This window comes from uncultured Devosia sp. (genome assembly GCF_913055165.1).
GTDB lineage: Bacteria > Pseudomonadota > Alphaproteobacteria > Rhizobiales > Devosiaceae > Devosia.
Genome location: NZ_CAJXJS010000007.1, coordinates 53,941 through 75,570, shown reverse-complemented (window position 1 = coordinate 75,570; position 21,630 = coordinate 53,941). Strand labels below are relative to the sequence as shown.

Below are 21,630 nucleotides of genomic sequence, written 5' to 3'. Positions count from 1 at the left end.
TCACACCCGCATCGGCATGATGACGGCGCGGCGGTCATCGAGGGCAGCGCCCGTGAGCAGTATTTGCCCGCCCGCCTCGGTGATGCACATCTCGACGGTTTCGCAATCCAGGGCCGCGATCATCTCGATGAGATATTTGTAGTTCATCCCGATGATGTCGACCGGAACCGGGGTCAGGTCCTGGTGGGCGCAGATGTCCTTGCCGGAGAAGGTGGGGTTATCGAGGTCTGTCGTGGTCAGCTCGGTTTCGCCTTTGGAGAAGGTCAGCTTGACCGGCTTTCCCTGCTTCGACACCGGCGTTCCGGTGACAGCCGCGGCTGTCTCGACGCTGGCGGCCAGGCTCTTGGCGTCATAGGCCAAGACAGGTTCACGGCCGGGCATGACCCGGCGCCAATCGGGGAAAGTGCCCTCGATCAGCTTGGTGACCATTTCCGTTGTGCCACCATTGACGCGCATGCGATGCCCCGAGGTGCCGACGCTCAGGGTCAAGGTCTCTGTCTTGTCGAAGACCTTGCCGATCACCTGGACGGTCTTGGTGGGGATGATGATCGAGGGAATGGCCGGCAGATCGGGCGCTGCCATATGGCGCGCCATGCCCTTGTGGCCATCGGTCGAGATGAAGACCAGGTGATCAGGGCTTTTGGCATCCGCCAGATCGCCTGGCTGCATGGCGACACCGCAGAGATAGTAGCGCGTCTCTTCGCTGGAAACCGACACCAGGGCGGCGGCAAGGCACTGCCGGAAGGCTGGGCCGGACAGGACGAACTCTTCGGCCTCGGACGGCTCCTGGAGCATCGGAAAGCCTTCTGCCGGCAGTGTGGGCAGATTGAATTCTGACCGGCCGGAGGTCACGCGCAGCACATCGGAATTGGGTCCGCTGCCGGCGATAGCTTCGAGCCGGGCTTCGCCGCGATCCTTGATGGCCTTGAGCGCCGCACTCAGACGGGCGGCATCGACGCAGATCGGCCCAAGCTCGCCCTCGCAATCGATCCAGGTGTTGAGGCGGATGTCGAGATCGGTCGCGACCAGTTCCATCTTGTCGTTGCCGGCCGCAATATGGATGAAGCCGAGCATGGGGTTGGGGCTGCTGCGCTCGATGGCATGCCCAAGCTTGCTCACAGCCTCGGCCAGCTGGCGGGGGACAATAATGGTCATGCAAGATCCTCCGGCTTGAGATCGGCAAGGCCGCTCAGTCTGCCGTCCATGGCCTTTTCGAGCTGGTAGAGGGCCTCTCGGGGCTGCTTGCGCTGCAAGCGGACGATCGCCTCATCAAGCGCGGTTAGGTCGATATCGACCTCGCCGGCGTATGTCAGGTGGAGTAAGCCATCCCACGGTTCGGGCTCGACCCAATCGTCGATGTTGATTGCACCGGTTTGGATGCGACGCTGCAATTCATTGGCAAATTCATCGTCTGTGGTTTCCCGCAGCCAATCCGGCCGTTCATTCCACAGGGCCAGGCGCTCGCGCTCGTGGTCTCTAGCGTGATCGGAGATGGTGATCCGCACGAGGCCGACCAGCCAGCAACCGTTGTCCGGATGAACGAAGGTCCGCTGCGTTCTTGTCGAAATGCCGTCAGCGGGCTCAAGGTGCGCTTTGCACAATGGGCAGGGCCGTATCGTGGCCGCAGGCTTTTCGTGGTTCATGCCGCCCTCCTGAGGCCAGCGCGGTGGGCGTCGCGCACCATGGCAAAGATTGCGTTGAGCATGTCCTGCTCGACATCGTCGCGCTTGCGGAACTTGATCGGCTTGCCGGGCAGGGGTTCAGCCGGCGGTATCCATTCCGGCCCCTTGCCCTGGACCGCATCGCGATACTCGGTGGCGAGGGCGCGGGCGTCGGCGATATCGACGGCCTGGGCGATCTCGGCGCTGGGATTGGGCAGCTCGAACAGTGGATAGACCGCCTGTTCGAGAATGCGCCGTTCCACCGCGCGAATATCGAAGCCGCCGCCATAGCCGGGCGCGCCCATCAGGGCGAGGTCCTTGAGCGGTGTGGGCCAATCACGGGTGAAAGCTTCCGCCGCGTCATGCAACAGGCCATAGATGCGCCATTCCGGCCGGGGCATGGCCCTGGCGACGATCAGTGAGTGCTGGGCGACAGACAGGGGAAAGAAAGTATTGTTGGACCAGCGGCCCTCGCCGGACAGCTGATGCGCCAGGGCGCGGGCATCGATCATGTCCGGCTGGGGGTCGACAAAATCGAAGGGACGGCCGGAGGCGGTGAAGGTCCAGAAACGGAAGTCGGCCTGGGCTGTCTGGCCAAAAGGGTGGGCGCTCATCGGAAAAATCCCATCATGGTGATGGCCAGCAGCGGTGGCACAAGGGTGAAAATCAGGGGCACAAAGGCGTTTTGGCCCCGCGCCAGCCAATTGGCGGCGCGCCAAATGATGCCGCCCGGGTTCATGATGCGCTCCCGGGTGGATCGACCTCAAAGAAGGCAGCGACCTCGTCCAGGGCTTCGCGGCCCTCGATAATGATCGCCGCATTTTCCAGGCTGTGGTCGGCACAGGCATGGGCCAGATCGATCACGCGACCGATCTTTTCGATCAGCTCGGTGGCCATGGCTTCGCTGTCCTGGTCGAAGCTGGAGAGGGTGGCGTTCATCACGCGACCTCCTCGGGGTGGATATCGGCGATGTGTTGTTCGACAGCTTTCGCTGTCCGGACACGCTTGCCGCAGTGGGGGCAGGGATGGTGGGCGCCGGAGCGGCTCCGCTTCTGTGTGCGACTGCCTGTGCGGCGCTTTGCGTCGGTGTCAGCCATCAATGCACCTGACCCTGCATGCGCAGAAAGGCGTCGGCCAGGGTGGGCATGAGGTCGGGCCAGAGATCGTCAATCTCGCCCTTGTGCAGACCCATGGCGCTCAGGGCCTGACGCATGCTTTCCGTGCCTGGCATGCGCCGCAGAAGGCATTCGGTGGCCCGGCTCAGAAGCTGCTGACGGGTTTCAAAGCCGCGCGGATCATCGACCTGACGCACGACAATCTTGTTGGCGGCGGCGCGGGCGGCCGGGAAATGGGTCTTGATGTCGGCGATGGTGAAATCGGCGAGGTCATCCTCGGTGGTTGGCTCGCCATCGGCGGCCTTGCCCAGAATGATGTCGCGCATCTTCGCGGCGATCGGGTGGATGCCCGGCTCGGCCGGATCAAGTGGAATGACGTTGTCGGAAGCGGACAGGTGCATGATGCCCTCCAGTGATGAAACTGGGGAGCATGGTTGCGTAGTGCGCAACTAAAGTCAAGCGAAGGTTGCGCGATGCGCAACCTGAATGCGTTAGGGGCGACTTATGCGGCCAACAACCCGGCCGACAATCCTGAAGTCCTCGGCCAGGAGCCGCTCTTCGTCCCCAGGAGTAGCCTCGGATATTATCCGGTACACCGGTGGCTTGGATTTGCGATCCATTTTGATGGTTTTGACCTGGAAGTTCTCGTCGCCGAACGCGATCGCGTAAATGGCGTCGGCGACCCAGTTGCTCTGTGAAACGTCCACAATGACCCGATCGCCCTCGTACAAGCGCGGCTCCATGCTGTGGCCGATCACGGGAACTATGATGGTCGTTTCTGGTTGTCCGCCCAGGCTGTGCCGCAAAAAAGATGGTGGGATCACCCATTCCGCTGCCACGGGGTGCCCGGTGGCGATGCCGTGCGTCTGGACGCGCGCGACCGCTCCGTCGAGCTTGCCGTAACCCATGCCTCCGGCAGCGGTCGTCTCTGGAGTGCTGCCTGGCACTATGCCTCGGTACACCACTCTCCCGTCAACAAACGCCGCACCATCGTCATCGCCGTGCGGCGTGGGCCACACATCGTCTGCGTCGGGTACGCGCTGGAGTTCATGGACCTCAGGTGGAAGGGAGTAAAGCCTGTCGGGCGACACCCCGAACAATTTGCCAAGTTTGTCCAAGTACTCGGGGGTGGGCTCCGATCGCCTCTCGCCCAGCCAGCGGGATACAACGCTTTTATCGGCCTCAGTTGCCTTGATAAGGTCGCCGGGCGAGAAGCCAAAGCTCTCACACCACTCTGGCAAGAAATGTTGGCGCCGTCGCGTTTTTGATTTGTTCCGTTGCATGATCCGCAACCTAATGTGACTTGGCTTTGCAGTCGTTAGCGCGGTGCGCAACTTTGACTTGACGAAAGTTGCGTGATGCGCAACTACTGTCCGCCATGGAACAGATTTCGCCTCTACGTGCACATCGACAGAGTGAAGGGCTGACGCTTGAGGCGCTCAGCAGTCGCTTGGGCGTGAACAAGTCAACGCTCATGCGTTGGGAAGATGGTTCGGTCCCCATACCTGCGGATCGCATCGTCGAAGTTGAGAGGGCCACCGGAATATCGCGGCACGATCTTCGGCCTGATCTGTCCAGAATATTCGTGGAACCCCCACAAACGGTGGACCAGCCATGAGCTGTTCCTCACTCACCAACTTCCCTTTGGCGCGCTTCTTCTCCTCCCTGGGCGTCGCCAAAGTCGCGGTCCTCACAACTGGCCGCGACAGGAGGCGTCCCGCGCGAAGCCAGAGACGGTCCGGTCTGTTTCGCGCGGGCGCTCTCCGCCTTTTTTCGAGCTTCAACCAGAGTGGCATTGAGCGCCACCAGGTGGGGCGAGATGTCGTCTTTGTCGGTCATCGGGTTTTCCCTTGCGCCGTCGAACTTGCTGCAAATTTGCAGGAGGTCGGCGGGCTGGTCATGTGTCAGGCCGCGGCGAAAGTGACTCATGCCAGCGGTGACTCGCCTGGCTTGTTTGGCTCTGTCCCAGGACAACCGCCATGCTGACCCGGTTGCAGCGTGACGAGCTCAAGGGCATTGCCGATATTGCCTTCAAGCGCGCTGGAGGAAATCTGGCCTGCTCGACCATTTCGCGCATCGACCGGGTCGCGACTTTTTCCGACTACGTCAATCTCGAAATCGAGAACCGGGCGGTGCCGCTCGACGTCGCCATTGATGTCGATGCCTACAATCTCAGCCGCCCGGGCGGGCGCGCCTGGCTGATCGAGGCAGCAGCGCGATTTCTCGGCTTCGAATTGGTGCGAAGGCCATCGGTCAACGCCCAGTCCGCACAGGTCGAAGGGCTGATTCAATCGGCCAAGGAAAGCGCGGAAGCCATATCGGCGGGTTGGGCAGCTCTGGCGGATCACGTGGTGACGCCAGCCGAGCGCGCCGACATCAACCGGCAGTTTGATGAGGCTGTGGTCGCGTTCCTGGAGGCCAAGGCCGCCTTCAATGCCGAGGGAGGCGAGGAATGAGCGGTTCACGTCGCCCTCGTATCCCTTTTGACCCTTGCCTGTCGTGTCGCTTGCCGGATTGCGACGAGAGCGATCGCCGCTGCGGATTGAACCGGGCAAACTCGGAATATTCATCGCTCAAGAAGCGCGGCCGTCCAGACCAAATCCCGCAGACGGTCCGCGATGGATACAACGCCTGGTTCACCAAATGGCGCCTGGAGCGCGATGCCCGGCGCAGCGAACAGCGTCCAGCCATTTCCCATTCATCCGAGGTGCACTCATGATCGGCCAGACCGACGTTTCCACCGTTTCATCTGCTCTGGCCCAGGCCAACCGCTATAAGCCTGCCCTCAGCTATCACCCGCTGGCGAATTTGTTTCCGATGATCGAGGGGCCGGAGCGCGTGGCGTTCCGCCAGTCAATCCGGGATAATGGGCTGCGCCACCCGATCGTCATGCATGAGGGCATGATCCTGGATGGGCGCAATCGCTATCGCGAACTGCTCGGCCTGCAGCTGATCGACCATTCCGTCGAATGGCAGGCCTCGCCCTATTTCCGGCGCTTCGGATCGCTGGAGAGCGATGGCGAGGATCCGTTGAGCTTCGTGCTCGATCTCAACCTCGACCGGCGTCACCTCAATGAAAGCCAGCGAGCTTCGGTGGCGGCGCGCATGGCGACGATGAAGCGGGGTGAGCGAACCGACCTGAAGGAAGGGACCAGCCTGGGTGGCGGACTGGAAAAGACCAGCCGCGCGGAAGCCGCTGAACGGCTCAATGTTTCCGAGCGCTCGGTCAACAGCGCCAAGGCGGTGCAGGACAAGGGCGCGCCGGAACTGGTCGATGCGGTCGATCAGGGCGTGTTGCCGGTCTCGGTGGCGGAAAAGCTTCTGGCGCTGCCAGCCGAAGAGCAGGCCCGTCTGGTCAAGGAAGAGACGCCGGCTGTCATCCGCAATGCCGCCAAGAAGGCGCAGCGCAACGAAAAGGAAGCCAAGCTCGCCGCCAAACAGAAGGCGCTGCCGGACAAGCGCTACAATGTGATCTATGAAGACCCGGCCTGGCGGTTCGAGCCGCGCAGCCGGGAAACCGGGCTCGACCGGGCGGCTGACAATCACTACCCGACCATGTCGCTGGAAGAGCTGCGCAAGCTGCCCGTGGCCGATATTGCGGCGGCGGATTGTGCCCTCTTCATGTGGGCCACGGTACCGTTCCTGGCCGAAGCGCTGGACCTGATTGCGCGACGCGGCTTTGTCTACAAGTCGCACTACATCTGGGACAAAACGCCCTGGGATGGTGACGCTGCTGAGGAAAACAAGATTTCCGGCCGGCAGGGCAATGGCTTCTGGAGCCGGGTCAATCACGAAATCCTGCTGATCGCCACGCGTGGCAATCCACCTTGCCCGGCACCGGGCGACAATCTTCCCTCGGTCTATCGCGAAGTGGCGGGCGAGCATTCCGCCAAGCCGGAATATTTCGCGCGGATGATCGAGGGTTATTTCCCCAACCTGCCCAAGATCGAGCTCAATGCCCGTGCCCCGCGCGATGGCTGGGATGTGTGGGGCAATGAGAGCGAGGGGAAGGAGGCGAGGCCGGAAAAGCCAGCCAAGGTTAAGGCGGCAAAGAAGTCCAGGTGGGAGGTCGAGCGCGAGGCCCGCGACGCCAGGCTGGTCGAGCTCATGAAGCCGATGTCGGATGATCTCGACGAACTCAAGAGAGCCTATGGCGCGGCCATTGATGAACATCACAAGGCGTTCATGGCGAAGGATGAAGAGGGTGTCGGTCAGGCGCGCGACCTGATGGAAGCCATACTGCTCAAAGCCAATGGCGGTGCCCATTTCGGCAGCTCGGTCAATGAGCGCCCAGTGGCGGTGAAGGCCGCAGGCGTCGCTCCCTCTGGCGCGGTCCCATTGTGGGGGCAGGTGGGTCACTTCATTGCCGTGGCGGAGGGTGTCCGCGCCATTGTGACGGTTGGAGACGGTAACAGCATTCACGCCGTCGATCTGGACAAGCCGTTTCCTTCAGAAACCGGGTTTATCTCAATTTCGGCCCAGGCTGAATTGGGCATGTCGATGGAAGAGTACGGTGCCGCCTGCATTCGCGCCGCGATAGTCTGTTGCAACCGCAAAGACAGTTCCAATCGAGCGGCGCAACGCGGGCTGATGATGCCCATGCGGGCCTATCGTCTCGACCCTGATGGTGAGCGAGCCATCGCTCCTGTTGAGCGCGGCGTGGTCCTGCCTCAGAACTGGGCGATTGGTGAAATCACAGCTGAGCAGCTTCGGGATGACCATGACGCCTGGCTGGCCGAGCTTCGCCAGTTCGACATCAAGAAGCGCAAATGGCCGGAGAGCCGGCACTTCTACACGCCGATCTTCGCCTTTCGCTACAAGGATGGTGTTCCTGTCGCCGCAGAGCCGGTCAATGACTTCCCGGCAGAGGGCGGCTATGTGTTTCGTGGACACAACGGTGCCGCCACCGCCTGGATGTACGTCGCAGGGGGCGAGGCGGAGCGCGGCATTCTCCCTATAAATCGCGATGTTCAAGAAGACCCTCGGCCGGGCTGGCCGGACACCATGGCCGACCCGGACAAGACCTACGTGACGCCGGCCGAGTTGTTGGAGTTCAAGGTCCTCAAAGCGATCGCTGGTGGCAAGCAGATCAGTGGCCCAGTGGTCGATAATGCGCTCAAGGTGGGTGACCTCTATCGGGACAATGGCCGCATTGATCTGACGCAGCGAGGCTGGAGCACGGCCGAACTTTTGCAGGACGTGATCAGCCGCGCCACTCATGATGGTCTGGTCAATGTTGTAACTCCCGACACCAAGCCCGGTGTGAGCAGCGTTCACACTGAGGAAAAAAGTGTGAGCAGCGATTACATCGCTGAGTTGGAAAAGGTCTCCCATCTCAAGGGTAAGCTGCATCAGTCGACAGCCGAGCCGGTGATGCGCGCTGCATATGCCGCCAAAGTGCCACTGGCGCAGTTGGAAGCGGACCTTGGTCACCCCAAGGGCACGATCAAGACCTGGGCGAACCGTCTCAAGCTGACCTCGATCGCGCGCATGCACGAAGCGCAGCGCCGTTATGGCGCGGAGGCCGCAGAATGACGCGACCGCTTCCCCATATCCGAGAGCCGGAAGTCACCGCCATGGCGGTGTTTTGCCCCAATGGCGTGGCCTTCCTTGAGGTCGGCTTTGCCGGGCACCCTGACATTCCCTTCACCCGGGAGCAGGTCGCCCAACTCAAGGAGAAGATTGAGAATTTCGAGCGGCAGTGTCTGTTCGAAGACGGGCGTCCCGATGAGCGGCACCGCATTCACAGGGAGGCCCTATGAGCCAGATCATCACCCTTGGCGCCCATCACCATGGCCCGCATGTGGATTGGCTCCTCGCTTTGGCCGAGCGCTGCGGCGCGCAGGTCGTGCGGGTGCCTCATGCCGATGAGCCGGTGGATGCCGACGCGCTCTGCGAGCTGGCGACCGTGCCGGTCAAGGTGACCCGGCGCGTTCCCTATGCCGGCAAACCGACCTTCTGTGGTGGAGAGGTGCGGCCATGAACGCCATACCCTCCTATCGGCAATTCCTGGAAGCCAAGGTGCGCATGGCGCCTTCGATCGGCTTCGAGGTGGCTCTGGACGATATCCATCCCATTCTCAAAGGACATCAGCGGGCCATTGTGCAATGGGCGGTGCGCGGCGGCAGGCGGGGCATGTTCATGGCCTTTGGCCTGGGCAAGTCGGTCACCCAACTCGAAACCGTGCGGCTGATTCGCAAATTTGCCGGTGGCATGGGGCTGATCATCTGCCCGCTCGGGGTGCGCCAGGAATTCAAGCGCGATGCCGCCATGCTGGGCATCGAAACGCGCTTCATCCGCTCGGCCGAAGAGCTCGATCCGGATTTCGATGGCATCTACCTGACCAATTACGAAACAGTGCGGGACGGCAAGCTGGACCCGAACCTGTTCACGGTGGTGTCGCTCGATGAAGCCAGCGTGCTGCGCTCTTTCGGGTCCAAGACCTATCAGACCTTCCTGTCATTGTTCGATGGGGTGCGGTTCCGCTTTGTGGCGACGGCCACGCCCTCGCCCAACCGCTACAAGGAACTGATCCATTATGGCGGGTTCCTGGGCATCATGGACACAGGGCAGGCCCTGACCCGCTTCTTCCAGCGGGATTCCACCAAGGCGAACAATCTCACGCTCTATCCGCACAAGGAAAAGGAGTTCTGGCTCTGGCTCAACAGCTGGGCCGTGATGCTGCAGAAGCCATCCGACCTCGGCTTTTCCGATGAGGGCTATGAGCTGCCCCCGCTCAATGTGGTCTATCACGAGGTGCAGACCAATTTGGCCGATGGCGGTGTGGACCGCGATGGGCAGATGCGGCTGATGCGCGACAGTGTCACCGGCGTTGTCGATGCAGCGCGGGAGAAGCGCGACACGCTCATGACGCGCGTGGCCAAAATGGTCGAGATCGTGGGCGCTGCGCCCAAGGATCACTTCATTCTCTGGCACGATCTGGAAGATGAGCGCCGGGCGATCTCCGCCGCCGTGCCGGAGGCGGTGTCGGTCTATGGCACTCAGGACCTGGACGCCCGCGAGCAGGCCATTATCGATTTTTCCGAAGGGCGGTTCCGCATCCTTTCGGCCAAGCCGGTGATTGCCGGGTCCGGCTGCAATTTCCAGCGGCATTGCCACAAGGCCGTGTTCTTGGGCATCGGCTTTAAGTTCAACGACTTCATTCAGGCGGTCCACCGCATTCAGCGCTTCCTCCAGAGCCAGCCGGTCGAAATCCACATCATCTATGCCGAAAGCGAGCGGGAGGTGCTGCGGGACCTGCAAGCCAAATGGGCGCAGCACAACACCATGGTGGAGAACATGACCCAAATCATCCGGGAGCATGGGCTCTCGACCCTGACCATGACCGATATCCTGACCCGATCGATCGGGGTGGAGCGGGTGGAAGCTTCAGGGCAGGGCTGGCTGGTCGCCAATAATGACTGCGTCGAAGAATGCGGCCTGATTGATGACAACAGCGTCGACCTGGTGGTGACCTCGATCCCCTTTTCGAACCATTTCGAATATACGCCCAGCTATAATGACTTCGGCCATACCGATGGCGATGATCATTTCTTCGAGCAGATGGATCACCTGACCCCGCATCTGCTCCGGATCCTGGCGCCCGGCCGGCTGGCCTGTGTGCATGTCAAGGATCGTATCCTCTTTGGCTCGGTCACCGGCTATGGCACGCCCACGGTCAACCCGTTCCATGCCAAGACGCTGTTCCACTACATGGCCCATGGCTTTGCCTATATGGGCATGATCCAGGTGCAGACCGATGTGGTGCGGGAGAACAACCAGACCTATCGGCTGACCTATAAGGAGATGCTGAAAGACGGCACCAAGATGGGCGTCGGCTCGCCCGAATATGTGCTGATTTTCCGCAAGCTCCCGACCGACCGGACGAAGGCCTATGCCGACACGCGCGTGGTTAAGACGCCGGCGGAATATTCGCTCTCGGAATGGCAGATCGATGCGCACAGCTTTTGGCGATCATCGGGCAATCGGCTGCTGAGCCCGCAAGAGCTGGCGGCGCTCAAGCCTGATGTGCTGGTCAAGCTCTTCCCACAGCAAACCCTGCAGCAAATCTACGATTTCAGGGCGCATGTCGCGACTGGCGAGGCCATGGGGAACAAGCTCTCCAAGGAATATATGTCGCTGGCGCCGGGCAGTGCCCGCGGTGATCTCTGGACCGATATCAGCCGCATGAACACGCTCAACCTGCAGCAAACACAGAAGAAGCGCGAAAAGCATGTCTGCCCGCTCCAGATCGACATCGTCGAGCGCCTGGTGCGCCGCTATTCGAACAAGGGCGATCTGGTTTTCGATCCCTTTGGCGGGCTCTTCACAGTGCCCTGGGTGGCCCTGGGCATGGGCCGTCGCGGCCGGGCGGCAGAGCTTAATCCTGACTATTTCGCGGATGGTGTCCGCTACCTCGCCGGCCGGGAGCGCGAGGTGGCGCTGCCGACGCTGTTTGATCTGATGGACATGGAAGATGGGGACATGGTGGCATGAGTGATCTTGATTGTGCACGGGCACTTACGCGCAGCATGGGTCGTGCCGCCGATATGCTCGAAACCGGCGCGAAGATGCTGGTGGCCGAGGATGATCTGGCCGATGCGCATCATACCCTCGATGTGTCGCGTTCGGTGATGGCCGATGTGGCCAGCGATCTTCGGCTGGCGATGAAGCTGGGAGCGGTGGCGGACCCGGTGACCATGGAGCCGATCCCGATCGCGGCGGCCAGGGAAATTGCGCAGCGCTACGGTTATGACCAGGTGATCATCGTGGCGCGGCGGTGCCACGACACCCCAGAGCCGCATGGCGAGCATGTCACGACCTATGGGCGCAATGCGGAGCATTGTTCTGTCGCGGCGCGCATCGGAAATTTCCTCAAGTTCAAGGTGATGGGGTGGGTGGAAGAGGAGCGGCATCATGGCTGACCTTTTCATCCCAAAGCCTGCCGCCCTAGGCAAAACGACGTCCCTGCTGCCAGAACAGGAGCGCAGGAGCGTGGCGTCTTCGGGCGCAGAGATTGCCCGGTTGTTGCGCTCGGTGCGGCTCTCGGTAGCTGTCGAGAGCGAAGCACAAGCCGAAATCGCTGACGCCTTGAAACGGGCTGGTCTGCCGGCCGTGCGCGAAGTCATTCTCGATGCCCAGAACCGCATCGATCTTATGGTTGCCGATATCGGGATCGAGGTGAAGGTCAAGGGTGATCGCCGGGCGATCTATCGGCAGTTGCGGCGCTATTGCGAATTCCCGCAGCTCGCCGAGCTAGTGCTGGTCACCGGCCGGGCCATGAGCCTGCCGGCGGAAATCAATGGCCGGGCCATCCATCTGGTTTCGATGGGGAGGGCCTGGCTGTGAAGCTGTTTGAAGACGCACATGCGGCATGTTCCGGAAACTGGGACCAGGTGCAGCTGGGCAGGGACAACCGCGATGCGGTCAGGTCTTACTTCAAATCCCATCTATGCGCCACCCAACGCGAATGCGCGGCGGCATTGGGCCTGTCCGTTACGGCGGTAGGGCGTCACGTGAAAGCAATACGAGCAGAGTGGAGGCGAGGGTGACAACAATCGCTGTTCCGTCCCGTACCTTCGGTGATCTCGCGTGGGATGCTGGTTTCTGGCAGTTGCGTCGCCTGCCGCCGCATGTGTCGTTGAAGTTCAAGTCCATGTTCGCCCAGGTGGCCAAGACCCGGGCGGGGGAATTCGATCTCAAGGATAATCCGGCCGTGGCAGCGGACCTGCTCTGGTTCATGCAGCGCTTTCCCATGGCGATGTCATCCGATGCACGGGAGCGCCTAGAGCAGTCCTATCAGCGCGGGCTCGACCAGGCGGCCGAGGTGCGCCGCATCATGGCAGAGGATTGGGTTCCGGCGGCATTACCGGCCTTCCGGCCGGACCGGGCGCCTTACCCATTTCAGGCACAGAATGGCGCCCTAGGCGCGCGCCTGGGGCGCTTGCTGATCATGGATGATGTTGGGTTGGGCAAGACCATCTCCAGCCTCGCTGCCATCGCAACGAGTGGCCATGTGCCAGCGGCCATCGTGGTGCAGGCGCATCTGATCGAACAGTGGGTGGATGAATACATCACGCCCTTCACCACCATGACCGCTCATATCATCAAGGGCACCAAGCCCTATGAGCTGCCCAAGGCCGATCTCTTCCTGTTCAAATACTCCAACATCGCCGGATGGGTCGATATTGCCGCGACAGGCGTGTTCAAGGCCGTTGTGTTCGACGAGGTGCAGGAGCTGCGCCACGGCACGGAAACGTCGAAAGGTTCCGCGGCGCAGGTGTTCAGCGAGCATGCCCAGATGCGGATCGGGCTGACCGCAACGCCGATCTACAACTACGGCGGCGAAATCTGGAACGTGGTGGAAGCGATCGCGCCAGGCGCATTGGGCACCTATGGCGAGTTCTGCCTTGAATGGTGCATCGGTGGCGGACCGAATGCGGTCGTCCGCAACCCCGATGCCCTTGGCGCCTATCTCAGGGATGAAGCCATTGCCGTCCGTCATGTCGAAAGCGACGTCGGCCGGCAGATGCCGCCGGTCAATGTGATCGTGCACGATATTGAGTTCGACCAGGCCGCCTCGGCGGATTTCGAGGAAGAGACCAAAGTACTGGCACTCAAGGTGCTGCACGGAAGCTTCATGGAGTCCGGGCAGGCCGCGCGCGAACTCGATATCCGCATGCGCCAGGTCACAGGGGTCGCCAAGGCGCGCGGCGTCGCAGCCCTGGTGCGGTTGTTGGTGGAGAGTGGCGAGAAGGTGCTGCTGGCCGGGTGGCACCGCGAGGTCTATGACATCTGGCTCAGCGAGCTGAGGGACCTGTTTCCGGTCATGTATACCGGAACCGAGACCGGCAAGGGCAAGCTCAAGGCCAAACGTGCCTTCATGGATGGCACGGCCAAGGTGATGATCATCTCGCTGCGCTCCGGAGCTGGTCTCGACGGCTTGCAACACTCCTGCCGGACCGTCGTGTTTGGCGAGCTGGACTGGTCGCCGCAAGTGCACAAGCAGGTCATCGGGCGTCTGCGCCGCCCTGGGCAGGGTGGGCAGGTCGATGCGATTTACACCCACACCAATGGCGGTTCCGACCCCGTCATCATGGAGATGCTGGGGCTCAAAACGAGCCAATCGCAGGGCATTACCGACCCGTTCAGTGGCACCACGCAGCAGCATAGCGACGATAGCAGGATTAAGCGGCTGGCGGCCAACTACTTGGCCCGCTTCGAAAGTGAGGCGGCCGCGTCGTGACCGAACAGACCACCCTGCCGCCCCACAATATAGAGTTGGAACAGGCGCTGCTTGGGGCGGTGCTGACCAATAATGACGCCTATTGGCGCGTGTCGGACTTCCTCGATCCGGGGCATTTCTTCGAGCCGATCCACGGCAAGATTTTTGAGACCATGGCGTCGCTGATCCGGGTGGGGAAGGCTGCGACCCCGGTGACGCTTAAGACCTTTCTGCCGGAGAAGCTGACGCCTGACCTGCCCATGATGGCTTATCTGGCCAGAGTGGCATCTGAGGCGGTCTCGGTTCTCAATGCGCCCGATTTTGGCGCGCAAATCCGGTATCTGGCCATGCGGCGTCAGTTGCTCACCTTTGCCGACATGGTGAAGTCAGTGGCTAGTGATGCGGGGAGCGACCAGACAGGCACTGACCTGATCGAAATTGCCGAGAAGGAGTTGTTCGCGATCGCTGAGAAGGGCGGCAGCGGCACCGGCGTCCACAGCTTCGGTGAGGCCCTTGTGAAGGCCGTGGACATGGCTGGAAAGGCCTATCAGCGCGATGGGCACCTGTCCGGCACCGCCACGGGCCTGAATGACCTCGACAGGCAGATGGGCGGCATGCAGCGCAGCGATCTCATCATCCTGGCGGGGCGGCCGGCCATGGGCAAGACTTCGCTCGCCACCAATATCGCCTATCGCGTGGCCTCATCGTTCCGAAGCCAGTTCAAGACCGATGGCACCGAAGAGACGGTCGATGGCGGCCGCGTGTTGTTCTTCAGCCTGGAGATGAGCAGCGAGCAGCTGGCGACGCGCATTCTCTCCGAACAGGCCGAAGTGGCATCGTCGGATATTCGGCGGGGCAGGATCCGTGAGGATCAGTTCCAGAAGATTGTCGACACTAGCAATGCGCTCACCCGCCTGCCGCTTTTTATCGACGACACGGGCGGCATGAACATTGCCCAGCTTTGCGCTCGCGCGCGGCGGCAAAAGCGCCAGTCCGGCGTTGATCTGATCATCGTCGACTATTTGCAGCTGCTTTCAGGTTCTGCCGGCCGTGGCCCGCAAAACCGGGTGCAGGAGCTGACCGAGATCACCACGGCGCTCAAGGCTCTGGCCAAGGAGCTGGATGTGCCGGTGATGGCCTTGTCGCAGCTCAGCCGCCAGGTGGAGAGCCGTGACGACAAGCGCCCACAACTGGCGGATTTGAGGGAAAGCGGCTCGATCGAGCAGGACGCCGACGTGGTGCTGTTTGTGTTCCGTGAGGAATATTACCTGCGGCTCAAAGAGCCCAAAGAAGGTACGCCCGAACACCTCGCCTGGCAGGGCCAGATCGAGCAGGCGCACGGCCGGGCGGAGGTCATCATTGGCAAGCAGCGTCATGGCCCGACAGGCACCGTGCGGCTGGCTTTCGAAGCGTGGCTGACGCGCTTTTCCGACATCAAACATTCCACTTCAGGGGAGCCCATTCCATGAGCGAGCGGCCGTTCATGCAGCTCTATGTGTCCGACTTTGTCGGCGACACGTTGCATCTCAGCACCGAGCAGATCGGGGCCTATATGCTCCTTTTGATGGCCATGTGGAACGCTGGCGGAAAGCTGCCGGCGGAGGATGCCAAGCTCGCTCGCGTGGTGCGCCTGAGTGTCAAAAAGTGGCGGGCAATCGCGCCTGATCTGATGCCATTTCTGGACACGGATGGGGTCCAAATCTGGCATAATCGCCTGACAAAAGAGCTCCAAAAAAGCGCGCGTAAAAGTGAAAGGAGAGCTGCTTCTGGGGCGAAGGGTGGCGACGCTAAGGCCTTGAAATCTAAAGATGAGGGTCTAGCAAATGCTAGCGTTTTGCTACAGCATTCTCCAGATACTATAAAAAAAGAAAAAGAAAAAAGATCGCAAAAAGCTAGCAAACCGATAGCAAAACCCGACGCTTCCAATTCGGCGTCCGTGGCTCATCGCGGCCCTCAGGTCCGGCTGCATCGGGACGATCCTCGTTTCCTCGCCATCGCTCGGCTTCGCGGTGTTGACCCAGCCTCAATGCAGGTCAGCGGCCGAGATGGCTGCTGGACATTCGAGCAATCCGAACTCGACCGGGCCTTGGCGCGGGAAGGGCCTGACATCACTGGGCTTTCGAAGGGGATCAACACGAAATTGGAGATGCTGAATTGAGCGCGGTGCGGGAAAAACGGGATATCGAGTGGCTGGTGAACTGGGCCTTGGAGAAGCAGTGCATTTGGACGGATACAGGCGATAGCCGAGGGCTTCCCGGAGTGAGTTCGTCCACGCCCCTGGCGCGAATGATGGCAATGGGGACCGTGGTGCAGAGCAGCAGTGCGCCGCAGGGCATTCGATGGTCGCACCCTGACGCCATGGTCATCGGGACGGCGATTGAGGGAATGTGGGGCCATGCGGAGATTTCCGACCTGGTTGCGCTTGTGGTCCAGCATGGTCGGCAAGGATCGCGGCCGGATTGGGGAAAGGATGGCATCGGACGGTATGCACTGGTGACCAAGGGCAACGGCAAGGTCGTGCGGCGCTATGCCGATCAGGTGCGGCAGCGTGGCCTGATGGGCTTCGAGTTCGAGTTTGTCGGGCTAACCCATGAGGAGGTGGAGGCGATGATGATTGCCTATGCCGGGTGGTGGGAAACGCTGGTGGCACTGAAGTCACGGGTCAATCCGCTGCTGACGAAGTTCGAGGCGACAGGGCCAAGTGCCCAGCAATGGCCGTGGGACCACTATGCGGAGAGCGTTATCCACTACCCAAAAGGTGCATCGAAGGCTGGTTGACCAAGGGCACTTGCCTTTGGAGAAAAAAATTGACACATATCGGGACAGATAATTAGGAATCACGAACGCCTCGGCATCACCGCCGGGGCGTTTCGTTTTGGCGCCTGCCAACCCGATGCTGTTTCGTCTTACGCTGGAGCGATCGAGGGTTGGTGGGTGTCATCCTGCAAATTTGCAGGAAGTGTGGGGCGAAATCATTCGCGCGGGTCCTTCCCCGACCTCGACCGTATGCGGTGCGTCTGAGTGCGGTATTTCGCTAGTTTCTTGAAAATTTGACAGGGTTGACGCAGTTGACGGACGTGGTGAACACGGTTGACAGCGACGCCTCGCTTTGGGTGACGCTGGCTGAGGCGGCGCGGCTGCAGAAGCCGCCGGTTTCGCGCGCTGCCATGCACAAGCGCGTCAACAAGCTCAAGGCGGCTGGTCGGCTCTCGACTAAGGCGGGTGATCGCGGCACCGTGCTGGTGAACCTGGTGGAGTTGCAGCGTGCGGTGCGGGACGAAACCGACCCCGCCCAGGCGCTGCGCAATGGCCGGGACGATGCCGATGATACTGATGAGGGCGACGGCAAATCCGGTGGCGACGCCAGCTACCACAAGTCCCGGGCGCGGCGGGAGGCGTTCAATGCAGAGAATTCGCGCCTCGACCTGGAAGAGCGCCTCGGTAACATCATGTTCCGCGACGATGTCGAGCGGCGCACAACCGAAGTGTTCCGCAAGCTTCGCGATCGGCTGATGGGTCTGCCGGCGACACTGTCGGAGCGGTTGGCAGCCCAGCCCGATGCTGTCGCGGTTCGCGGCGTCATGGCGACCGAGCTGCGCAAGGTCCTGGAGAACTTCGCCAAGGACCTGGACCGCATGGCCGAGGATGATGAGGCTGATGACGAGTGACCTGCATGCGGCCAGCGATGCCCGCATCCGCAACAATGGAAAGGGAATATTTCATGCTGCGGCTCTGGGATTGATGCCGGATCCGCAGGAGCTGGTTTCAGTCTGGGCGGAGGAGTTCCGCGTTGTGCCGGACATGGGTGCCATACCCGGCCGCTGGCACAATGACGTGGCGCCGGAGCTGGTCGAGATCATGGATTGCCTGTCGCCGGATCATCCATGCGAACAGGTCGTTCTGATGAAGCCATCCCAGTCGGGTGGTTCTGCCGTCGCGGAAAACTGGATTGGCTACATCATGCACCGGACGCCGGCGCCGACCATGTATGTCGGCCCCACGGTCAGCGCCGCCCAGGACTGGTATCAGGAAAAGCTGGGTCCAACGATCAGTGCCACAGATGTGCTGGCCCCTGAAAAGGGCGGCGTGGTGGCCCCGAACAAGTCTCGGTCGGGTGAAGGCTCCACCGGCAAGCGCCTGCGGTTCCGAGGCGGCTTTCTGCTCTTTGCGGGCGCCAATTCTGCGGCGACACTGCGGCAGCACTCGATCCGGTTCATGGTTCGCGATGACCGGTCCGCCTGGACCGACAACGCCGACAATGAGGGCGATCCGAAGGACTTGTCGGATGCCCGCCTCAAGACCTATCGGGTGTTCGGCCTGGCCAAGGTTTTCGATGTGTCTTCGCCCAAATTCGAGGATGAGGACATCGACGCCGAATACAAGCGCGGCGACCAGCGGCATTATTACCTTGCGTGCCTGGGCTGCGGCGCGCTGGTCGATCTGGCGATCGAGGATCTTGAGCACAACCCGGTGCCGCCCTATCGGGCGCATTACACCTGCCCTTTGTGCCAACGCGAACACTTCAATGTCGACAAGCGCGACATGAAGGCGCGGGAGAACGGAGCATGCTGGATTCCGACCGCCGCCGATGCGGATGGCGTCATGCCGCCAAAGGTCATTCCGAAATCGGAGATCGATATCTGGCGTCACAGGGAAGTTGGGCCTCAGACAGTGGTGTCATTCCGGATGGTTGGCGAGGCCAATACGTTTGAGACCTGGGACAATCTGATCGCCCGCAAGCTCGGTGCCGGAGACGACCCGGTCAAGCTGCAGCCGTTCCAGAATTCGGACCTTGGTCGGCCCTATCGGCCAAAGACCGATGTGCCGAGTTGGGAGGCTTTAGCGGCGCGGCGTGAGCCGGATTGGCATCGTGGCACGGCTCCCGCTGGGGTGCTATATGTCACCCTCACTGCCGACGTCCAGGGCGATGGCATCTATTACGCCTATAAGGGCTGGGGGCCAAACAAGCAGGTCTGGCACCTGGACTATGGTTTCCTGCCAGGCACAACGGATGCGCCGCTTGAGGGGGCTTGGCCCAAGCTCGACCTGATTGCCGATCGCGGCATTCGGTTTGGCTCGGTGCGGGTAGCGCCGGACATGATCGCCGTGGATAGCGGTTACAATGCCCTGGCCGTTTATGCCTGGGTCAAACGCCGGCATAATGCCCTGGCTATCAAGGGTGAGGATGGCTGGTCAAAGCAGCCGATCTATCGGTCCAAGACGACCGAGACCAAGACGGCAGGGCCCAAGACGGGGCAGGCCAAGAAGTTTGGGTTGCGCGTCTGGCTGGTCGGCACCTGGGGCATCAAGGGTGCCTTGATGGTGTATCTTGGTCGCGTCCCAGAGGAGGGCAAGACCGGGCTACCGAGCGGGTATCAGCATTATCCGGCTGATGCGGAGCAGGAATATTTCGAGCAGCTGACCAGCGAGTATGTCGCTACCGAAACGGTCAATGGCGAGAAGCGCAGGACCTGGAAGACACGCGGGCCAAACCACTGGCTTGACTGCGCCGTCTACGGTTGGGCGCTCACCCATTATGTGGGTCTGTGGAACTGGACCGAGGAACGTTGGCAACAGCGTGCCCGTGAGCTGGCGGAAATGCTGGCCCAGCCGGCAACGGACCTTTTCGAACAGAACCCCGTTGCAGCGCCCGCGGTCGTACCCGTGGTCGGCGAAGAGGAAAGCACACCGCCGCAGCCTGCGGCGGTGCAAGTCAAACCCAAGCGCGATGATGGGCTCGATGCCCTCAAAGCGCTCAATCGATAGGCGTGCGCGATGAGCCGGAGCCGGGAAGAAATCGAGGCAGATATCGCGGCTCTCCGCGCAGCCAAGAGCGAGCGCATGCTGGGTAAGACAGCGGCAAAGGTCGGCCACGCAGGCGGATCAGCCGAGTTCGCTTTGGCGAGCTTGTCGGAGATCAATGCCGAGCTGGCGCGGCTGCAACTTGAACTCGCCCAGGTCACGGGTGCCAAGCATGGTTTGGGACCTGTGCGCGTGGGCTTCGGGAGGCAGTATTGAGCAAGCCCCGCATTCGCGTCGCCGCGGGCGATCGGCACGGCATCACCGCGCGCCCCGCGAGCCAGGCGAGTGCGCCCCGGTCTGCCTATACCGGCGCTGATCTGGGCAATCAGGCCCTGGCCGGCTGGATGCCAGGGCTACAATCGTCCGATGCCGAATGGTTGCGGGATCGCCCCGTCACGATCGGCCGCATTCGCGACATGGAGCGTAATGATGGCTGGGTCGCCGCCGGCATCGACCGCCAGGTTGATATGCTGGTGGGAGGGTCATTGCGCCTTAATGCCAAGCCGGACGCTGAAGCCCTGGGGATCAGCCGGCCCGAGGCTCATGCCCTTGGCCGCCAGTTCCAGGCGAGTTTCATGGCATGGGGTAGTGATCCCATCTTTCGCTGTGATGCGGAACGGCAGCTGAACTTTACTGGCCTCGCAGCCTTGGCCGCGCGGGAGTTCGTTGGTATCGGCGAAAGCTTGTCGGTGCTGCGGTGGCGCCCGCGTATTGGCTGGAACAGCCGGACCGCAGTGCACATGGTGGACCCTGACCGGCTGAGCAATCCGAACGGCATGCCGGACAGCGAGACACTGCGCGGCGGGGTAGAAAAAGACGAAGATGGTGCGCCGATCGCTTATCACATCCGGCGCGGCCACCCTGCCGATGTCTTCGGACTGACTGTCGATCCCTTTTCCTGGGATCGTATCGAGCGCTGGGACCGGGTGGTTCCGGGCTGGGACCGGCCCAAGGTGCTGCATGTCTATGACAAGCGACGTCCTGGCCAGTCTCGCGGTATTTCCCGGTTCGTCGCCGGCATCCTCAAGAGCCGCATGCTCAGCCGCTACTCGGAAAACGAAGTCAAGGCGGCGGCGGTCAATGCCTCGATCGTTGGCACAATCTACACCGAGATGGGCGCCGAATATGCGGCCGCCCGCCTGGGAGATGACTCCGGCACGGATTGGTCCGGGTTTAACTCGCAGCGCGCCGATTTCTATCGCGACCGCAAAGTTCTCGACGATGCGCGGTTCCTGACGCTGTTCCCCAGCGACAAGGCGGAATTCAACACCCAGCCGCGCCAGACGGCAGGTTACCCCGCCTTCCAGACTGCTTTCCTTCAGGCTTTTGCGGCATCGCTAGGCATTTCCTACGAGCAGTTGTCCATGGACTGGAGCCGGACAAACTACTCGTCCGCCCGGGCTGCGCTCAATGAAGTGTGGCGCGGCATCATGCGGCTCCGCTCGGTGCTGATCGCCCAGTTCGCTCAGCCGATCTATGCCGCTTGGCTGGAGGATGCCATCGACCTGGGTGTCGTCGAGCTGCCCGACGGCGCGCCCGACTTCTACGACGCCCCAGCGGCCTATCTGCGCGCGGACTGGATCGGTCCCGGGCGCGGCTTCATCGACCCGGTCAAGGAAGCCCAGGCCTCTACCCTGCGCCGCGATGGCCGAATTTCCACGCTGGCGCGTGAGGCGGCGGAACAAGGCGAGGATTGGGAAGACATTCTCGATCAACAGGCTCGCGAAAACGAGGAAATGCAGCGTTTGGGCATTGCCGATCCCGAAACCGATGTCGGCATCGTTGCGCGCAGCGATATGCCGGACGATCGCGCCGACAGCTAAAAACT

24 protein-coding genes are annotated in these 21,630 nt (G+C 61.7%); 16 read left to right on the top strand and 8 right to left on the bottom strand.

Annotated features, from left to right (window positions below):
• The 7 genes from dnaN to QZ564_RS04385 form a co-directional block, all read right to left on the bottom strand.
• Entirely contained in the window at nucleotides 1–1,155 is a 1,155-nt protein-coding gene (dnaN, locus tag QZ564_RS04415) for a DNA polymerase III subunit beta (RefSeq protein ID WP_297105237.1), read from the bottom strand.
• Nucleotides 1,152–1,643, bottom strand: a complete 492-nt coding sequence (locus QZ564_RS04410; protein WP_297105235.1) for a hypothetical protein — start codon at nucleotides 1,641–1,643, stop codon at nucleotides 1,152–1,154. Before QZ564_RS04410 ends, dnaN begins: the two co-directional genes overlap by 4 nt.
• Nucleotides 1,640–2,275 (bottom strand): hypothetical protein, encoded by a 636-nt coding sequence (locus tag QZ564_RS04405; protein ID WP_297105232.1) that lies wholly within the window; start codon nucleotides 2,273–2,275, stop codon nucleotides 1,640–1,642. Before QZ564_RS04405 ends, QZ564_RS04410 begins: the two co-directional genes overlap by 4 nt.
• Entirely contained in the window at nucleotides 2,272–2,400 is a 129-nt protein-coding gene (locus tag QZ564_RS04400; RefSeq protein WP_297105229.1) for a hypothetical protein, read from the bottom strand. Before QZ564_RS04400 ends, QZ564_RS04405 begins: the two co-directional genes overlap by 4 nt.
• Nucleotides 2,397–2,600 carry a hypothetical protein gene (locus QZ564_RS04395; RefSeq protein WP_297105226.1) on the bottom strand — a complete coding sequence of 68 codons (204 nt, stop codon included), beginning with the start codon at nucleotides 2,598–2,600 and terminating at the stop codon, nucleotides 2,397–2,399. The genes QZ564_RS04400 and QZ564_RS04395 overlap by 4 nt, the downstream gene beginning before the upstream one ends.
• Before the next feature lie 157 nt (nucleotides 2,601–2,757).
• Complete coding sequence (locus QZ564_RS04390; RefSeq protein ID WP_297105223.1) at nucleotides 2,758–3,177, bottom strand: hypothetical protein; 420 nt, start codon at nucleotides 3,175–3,177, stop codon at nucleotides 2,758–2,760.
• Between the two features lie 90 nt (nucleotides 3,178–3,267).
• Nucleotides 3,268–4,059: a LexA family transcriptional regulator gene (locus QZ564_RS04385; RefSeq protein WP_297105221.1), complete on the bottom strand. Its 792-nt coding sequence runs from the start codon at nucleotides 4,057–4,059 to the stop codon at nucleotides 3,268–3,270.
• 95 nt (nucleotides 4,060–4,154) lie between these two features.
• Between QZ564_RS04385 and QZ564_RS19190 the strand changes: the two genes are divergently transcribed.
• A complete protein-coding gene (locus QZ564_RS19190) occupies nucleotides 4,155–4,394 on the top strand; it encodes a YdaS family helix-turn-helix protein (RefSeq protein ID WP_363311541.1) in 240 nt (79 codons plus the stop codon).
• Between the two features lie 8 nt (nucleotides 4,395–4,402).
• Here QZ564_RS19190 and QZ564_RS04380 read toward each other — a convergent pair whose 3' ends face one another.
• Complete coding sequence (locus tag QZ564_RS04380; protein WP_297105218.1) at nucleotides 4,403–4,705, bottom strand: hypothetical protein; 303 nt, start codon at nucleotides 4,703–4,705, stop codon at nucleotides 4,403–4,405.
• A gap of 50 nt (nucleotides 4,706–4,755) precedes the next feature.
• Here QZ564_RS04380 and QZ564_RS04375 point away from each other — a divergent pair, with 50 nt between their 5' ends.
• The 15 genes from QZ564_RS04375 (at nucleotide 4,756) to QZ564_RS04305 (ending at nucleotide 21,625) form a co-directional block, all read left to right on the top strand.
• A complete protein-coding gene (locus tag QZ564_RS04375) occupies nucleotides 4,756–5,232 on the top strand; it encodes a hypothetical protein (RefSeq protein ID WP_297105213.1) in 477 nt (158 codons plus the stop codon).
• 259 nt (nucleotides 5,233–5,491) lie between these two features.
• Nucleotides 5,492–8,311, top strand: coding sequence for an MT-A70 family methyltransferase (locus QZ564_RS04370; protein WP_297105211.1), 2,820 nt, complete (start codon nucleotides 5,492–5,494; stop codon nucleotides 8,309–8,311).
• Nucleotides 8,308–8,538 (top strand): hypothetical protein, encoded by a 231-nt coding sequence (locus tag QZ564_RS04365; RefSeq protein WP_297105208.1) that lies wholly within the window; start codon nucleotides 8,308–8,310, stop codon nucleotides 8,536–8,538. Before QZ564_RS04370 ends, QZ564_RS04365 begins: the two co-directional genes overlap by 4 nt.
• Nucleotides 8,535–8,759 (top strand): hypothetical protein, encoded by a 225-nt coding sequence (locus tag QZ564_RS04360; protein ID WP_297105204.1) that lies wholly within the window; start codon nucleotides 8,535–8,537, stop codon nucleotides 8,757–8,759. The genes QZ564_RS04365 and QZ564_RS04360 overlap by 4 nt, the downstream gene beginning before the upstream one ends.
• Nucleotides 8,756–11,272, top strand: coding sequence for a DNA methyltransferase (locus tag QZ564_RS04355; RefSeq protein WP_297105202.1), 2,517 nt, complete (start codon nucleotides 8,756–8,758; stop codon nucleotides 11,270–11,272). Before QZ564_RS04360 ends, QZ564_RS04355 begins: the two co-directional genes overlap by 4 nt.
• Nucleotides 11,269–11,700, top strand: a complete 432-nt coding sequence (locus QZ564_RS04350) for a hypothetical protein (protein WP_297105200.1) — start codon at nucleotides 11,269–11,271, stop codon at nucleotides 11,698–11,700. Before QZ564_RS04355 ends, QZ564_RS04350 begins: the two co-directional genes overlap by 4 nt.
• Nucleotides 11,693–12,124, top strand: a complete 432-nt coding sequence (locus QZ564_RS04345) for a hypothetical protein (protein WP_297105197.1) — start codon at nucleotides 11,693–11,695, stop codon at nucleotides 12,122–12,124. Before QZ564_RS04350 ends, QZ564_RS04345 begins: the two co-directional genes overlap by 8 nt.
• A 199-nt stretch (nucleotides 12,125–12,323) precedes the next feature.
• Complete coding sequence (locus tag QZ564_RS04340; RefSeq protein ID WP_297105194.1) at nucleotides 12,324–14,021, top strand: DEAD/DEAH box helicase; 1,698 nt, start codon at nucleotides 12,324–12,326, stop codon at nucleotides 14,019–14,021.
• Nucleotides 14,018–15,469 (top strand): replicative DNA helicase, encoded by a 1,452-nt coding sequence (locus QZ564_RS04335; RefSeq protein WP_297105191.1) that lies wholly within the window; start codon nucleotides 14,018–14,020, stop codon nucleotides 15,467–15,469. The genes QZ564_RS04340 and QZ564_RS04335 overlap by 4 nt, the downstream gene beginning before the upstream one ends.
• Nucleotides 15,466–16,158: a DUF1376 domain-containing protein gene (locus tag QZ564_RS04330; protein WP_297105188.1), complete on the top strand. Its 693-nt coding sequence runs from the start codon at nucleotides 15,466–15,468 to the stop codon at nucleotides 16,156–16,158. The genes QZ564_RS04335 and QZ564_RS04330 overlap by 4 nt, the downstream gene beginning before the upstream one ends.
• Complete coding sequence (locus QZ564_RS04325; RefSeq protein ID WP_297105184.1) at nucleotides 16,155–16,778, top strand: hypothetical protein; 624 nt, start codon at nucleotides 16,155–16,157, stop codon at nucleotides 16,776–16,778. Before QZ564_RS04330 ends, QZ564_RS04325 begins: the two co-directional genes overlap by 4 nt.
• 302 nt (nucleotides 16,779–17,080) lie before the next feature.
• The gene (locus tag QZ564_RS04320) at nucleotides 17,081–17,668 is read left to right on the top strand and encodes a hypothetical protein (RefSeq protein WP_297105181.1); all 588 of its coding nucleotides are present in this window, start codon (nucleotides 17,081–17,083) and stop codon (nucleotides 17,666–17,668) included.
• Entirely contained in the window at nucleotides 17,658–19,766 is a 2,109-nt protein-coding gene (locus QZ564_RS04315; protein ID WP_297105178.1) for a terminase gpA endonuclease subunit, read from the top strand. The genes QZ564_RS04320 and QZ564_RS04315 overlap by 11 nt, the downstream gene beginning before the upstream one ends.
• A gap of 9 nt (nucleotides 19,767–19,775) precedes the next feature.
• A complete protein-coding gene (locus tag QZ564_RS04310) occupies nucleotides 19,776–20,018 on the top strand; it encodes a hypothetical protein (RefSeq protein ID WP_297105175.1) in 243 nt (80 codons plus the stop codon).
• On the top strand, nucleotides 20,015–21,625 hold the full coding sequence (locus QZ564_RS04305) for a phage portal protein (protein WP_297105172.1): 1,611 nt from the start codon (nucleotides 20,015–20,017) through the stop codon (nucleotides 21,623–21,625). Before QZ564_RS04310 ends, QZ564_RS04305 begins: the two co-directional genes overlap by 4 nt.
• Nucleotides 21,626–21,630: the final 5 nt, after the last annotated feature.

What these genes read in the sequence shown, in the direction of transcription:
- dnaN (WP_297105237.1), bottom strand. Translation starts at nt 1,155, where the DNA reads ATGACCATTATTGTCCCCCGCCAGCTGGCCGAGGCTGTGAGCAAGCTT.
- QZ564_RS04410 (WP_297105235.1), bottom strand. Translation starts at nt 1,643, where the DNA reads ATGAACCACGAAAAGCCTGCGGCCACGATACGGCCCTGCCCATTGTGC.
- QZ564_RS04405 (WP_297105232.1), bottom strand. Translation starts at nt 2,275, where the DNA reads ATGAGCGCCCACCCTTTTGGCCAGACAGCCCAGGCCGACTTCCGTTTC.
- QZ564_RS04400 (WP_297105229.1), bottom strand. Translation starts at nt 2,400, where the DNA reads ATGAACCCGGGCGGCATCATTTGGCGCGCCGCCAATTGGCTGGCGCGG.
- QZ564_RS04395 (WP_297105226.1), bottom strand. Translation starts at nt 2,600, where the DNA reads ATGAACGCCACCCTCTCCAGCTTCGACCAGGACAGCGAAGCCATGGCC.
- QZ564_RS04390 (WP_297105223.1), bottom strand. Translation starts at nt 3,177, where the DNA reads ATGCACCTGTCCGCTTCCGACAACGTCATTCCACTTGATCCGGCCGAG.
- QZ564_RS04385 (WP_297105221.1), bottom strand. Translation starts at nt 4,059, where the DNA reads ATGCAACGGAACAAATCAAAAACGCGACGGCGCCAACATTTCTTGCCA.
- QZ564_RS19190 (WP_363311541.1), top strand. Translation starts at nt 4,155, where the DNA reads ATGGAACAGATTTCGCCTCTACGTGCACATCGACAGAGTGAAGGGCTG.
- QZ564_RS04380 (WP_297105218.1), bottom strand. Translation starts at nt 4,705, where the DNA reads ATGAGTCACTTTCGCCGCGGCCTGACACATGACCAGCCCGCCGACCTC.
- QZ564_RS04375 (WP_297105213.1), top strand. Translation starts at nt 4,756, where the DNA reads ATGCTGACCCGGTTGCAGCGTGACGAGCTCAAGGGCATTGCCGATATT.
- QZ564_RS04370 (WP_297105211.1), top strand. Translation starts at nt 5,492, where the DNA reads ATGATCGGCCAGACCGACGTTTCCACCGTTTCATCTGCTCTGGCCCAG.
- QZ564_RS04365 (WP_297105208.1), top strand. Translation starts at nt 8,308, where the DNA reads ATGACGCGACCGCTTCCCCATATCCGAGAGCCGGAAGTCACCGCCATG.
- QZ564_RS04360 (WP_297105204.1), top strand. Translation starts at nt 8,535, where the DNA reads ATGAGCCAGATCATCACCCTTGGCGCCCATCACCATGGCCCGCATGTG.
- QZ564_RS04355 (WP_297105202.1), top strand. Translation starts at nt 8,756, where the DNA reads ATGAACGCCATACCCTCCTATCGGCAATTCCTGGAAGCCAAGGTGCGC.
- QZ564_RS04350 (WP_297105200.1), top strand. Translation starts at nt 11,269, where the DNA reads ATGAGTGATCTTGATTGTGCACGGGCACTTACGCGCAGCATGGGTCGT.
- QZ564_RS04345 (WP_297105197.1), top strand. Translation starts at nt 11,693, where the DNA reads ATGGCTGACCTTTTCATCCCAAAGCCTGCCGCCCTAGGCAAAACGACG.
- QZ564_RS04330 (WP_297105188.1), top strand. Translation starts at nt 15,466, where the DNA reads ATGAGCGAGCGGCCGTTCATGCAGCTCTATGTGTCCGACTTTGTCGGC.
- QZ564_RS04315 (WP_297105178.1), top strand. Translation starts at nt 17,658, where the DNA reads ATGACGAGTGACCTGCATGCGGCCAGCGATGCCCGCATCCGCAACAAT.
- QZ564_RS04310 (WP_297105175.1), top strand. Translation starts at nt 19,776, where the DNA reads ATGAGCCGGAGCCGGGAAGAAATCGAGGCAGATATCGCGGCTCTCCGC.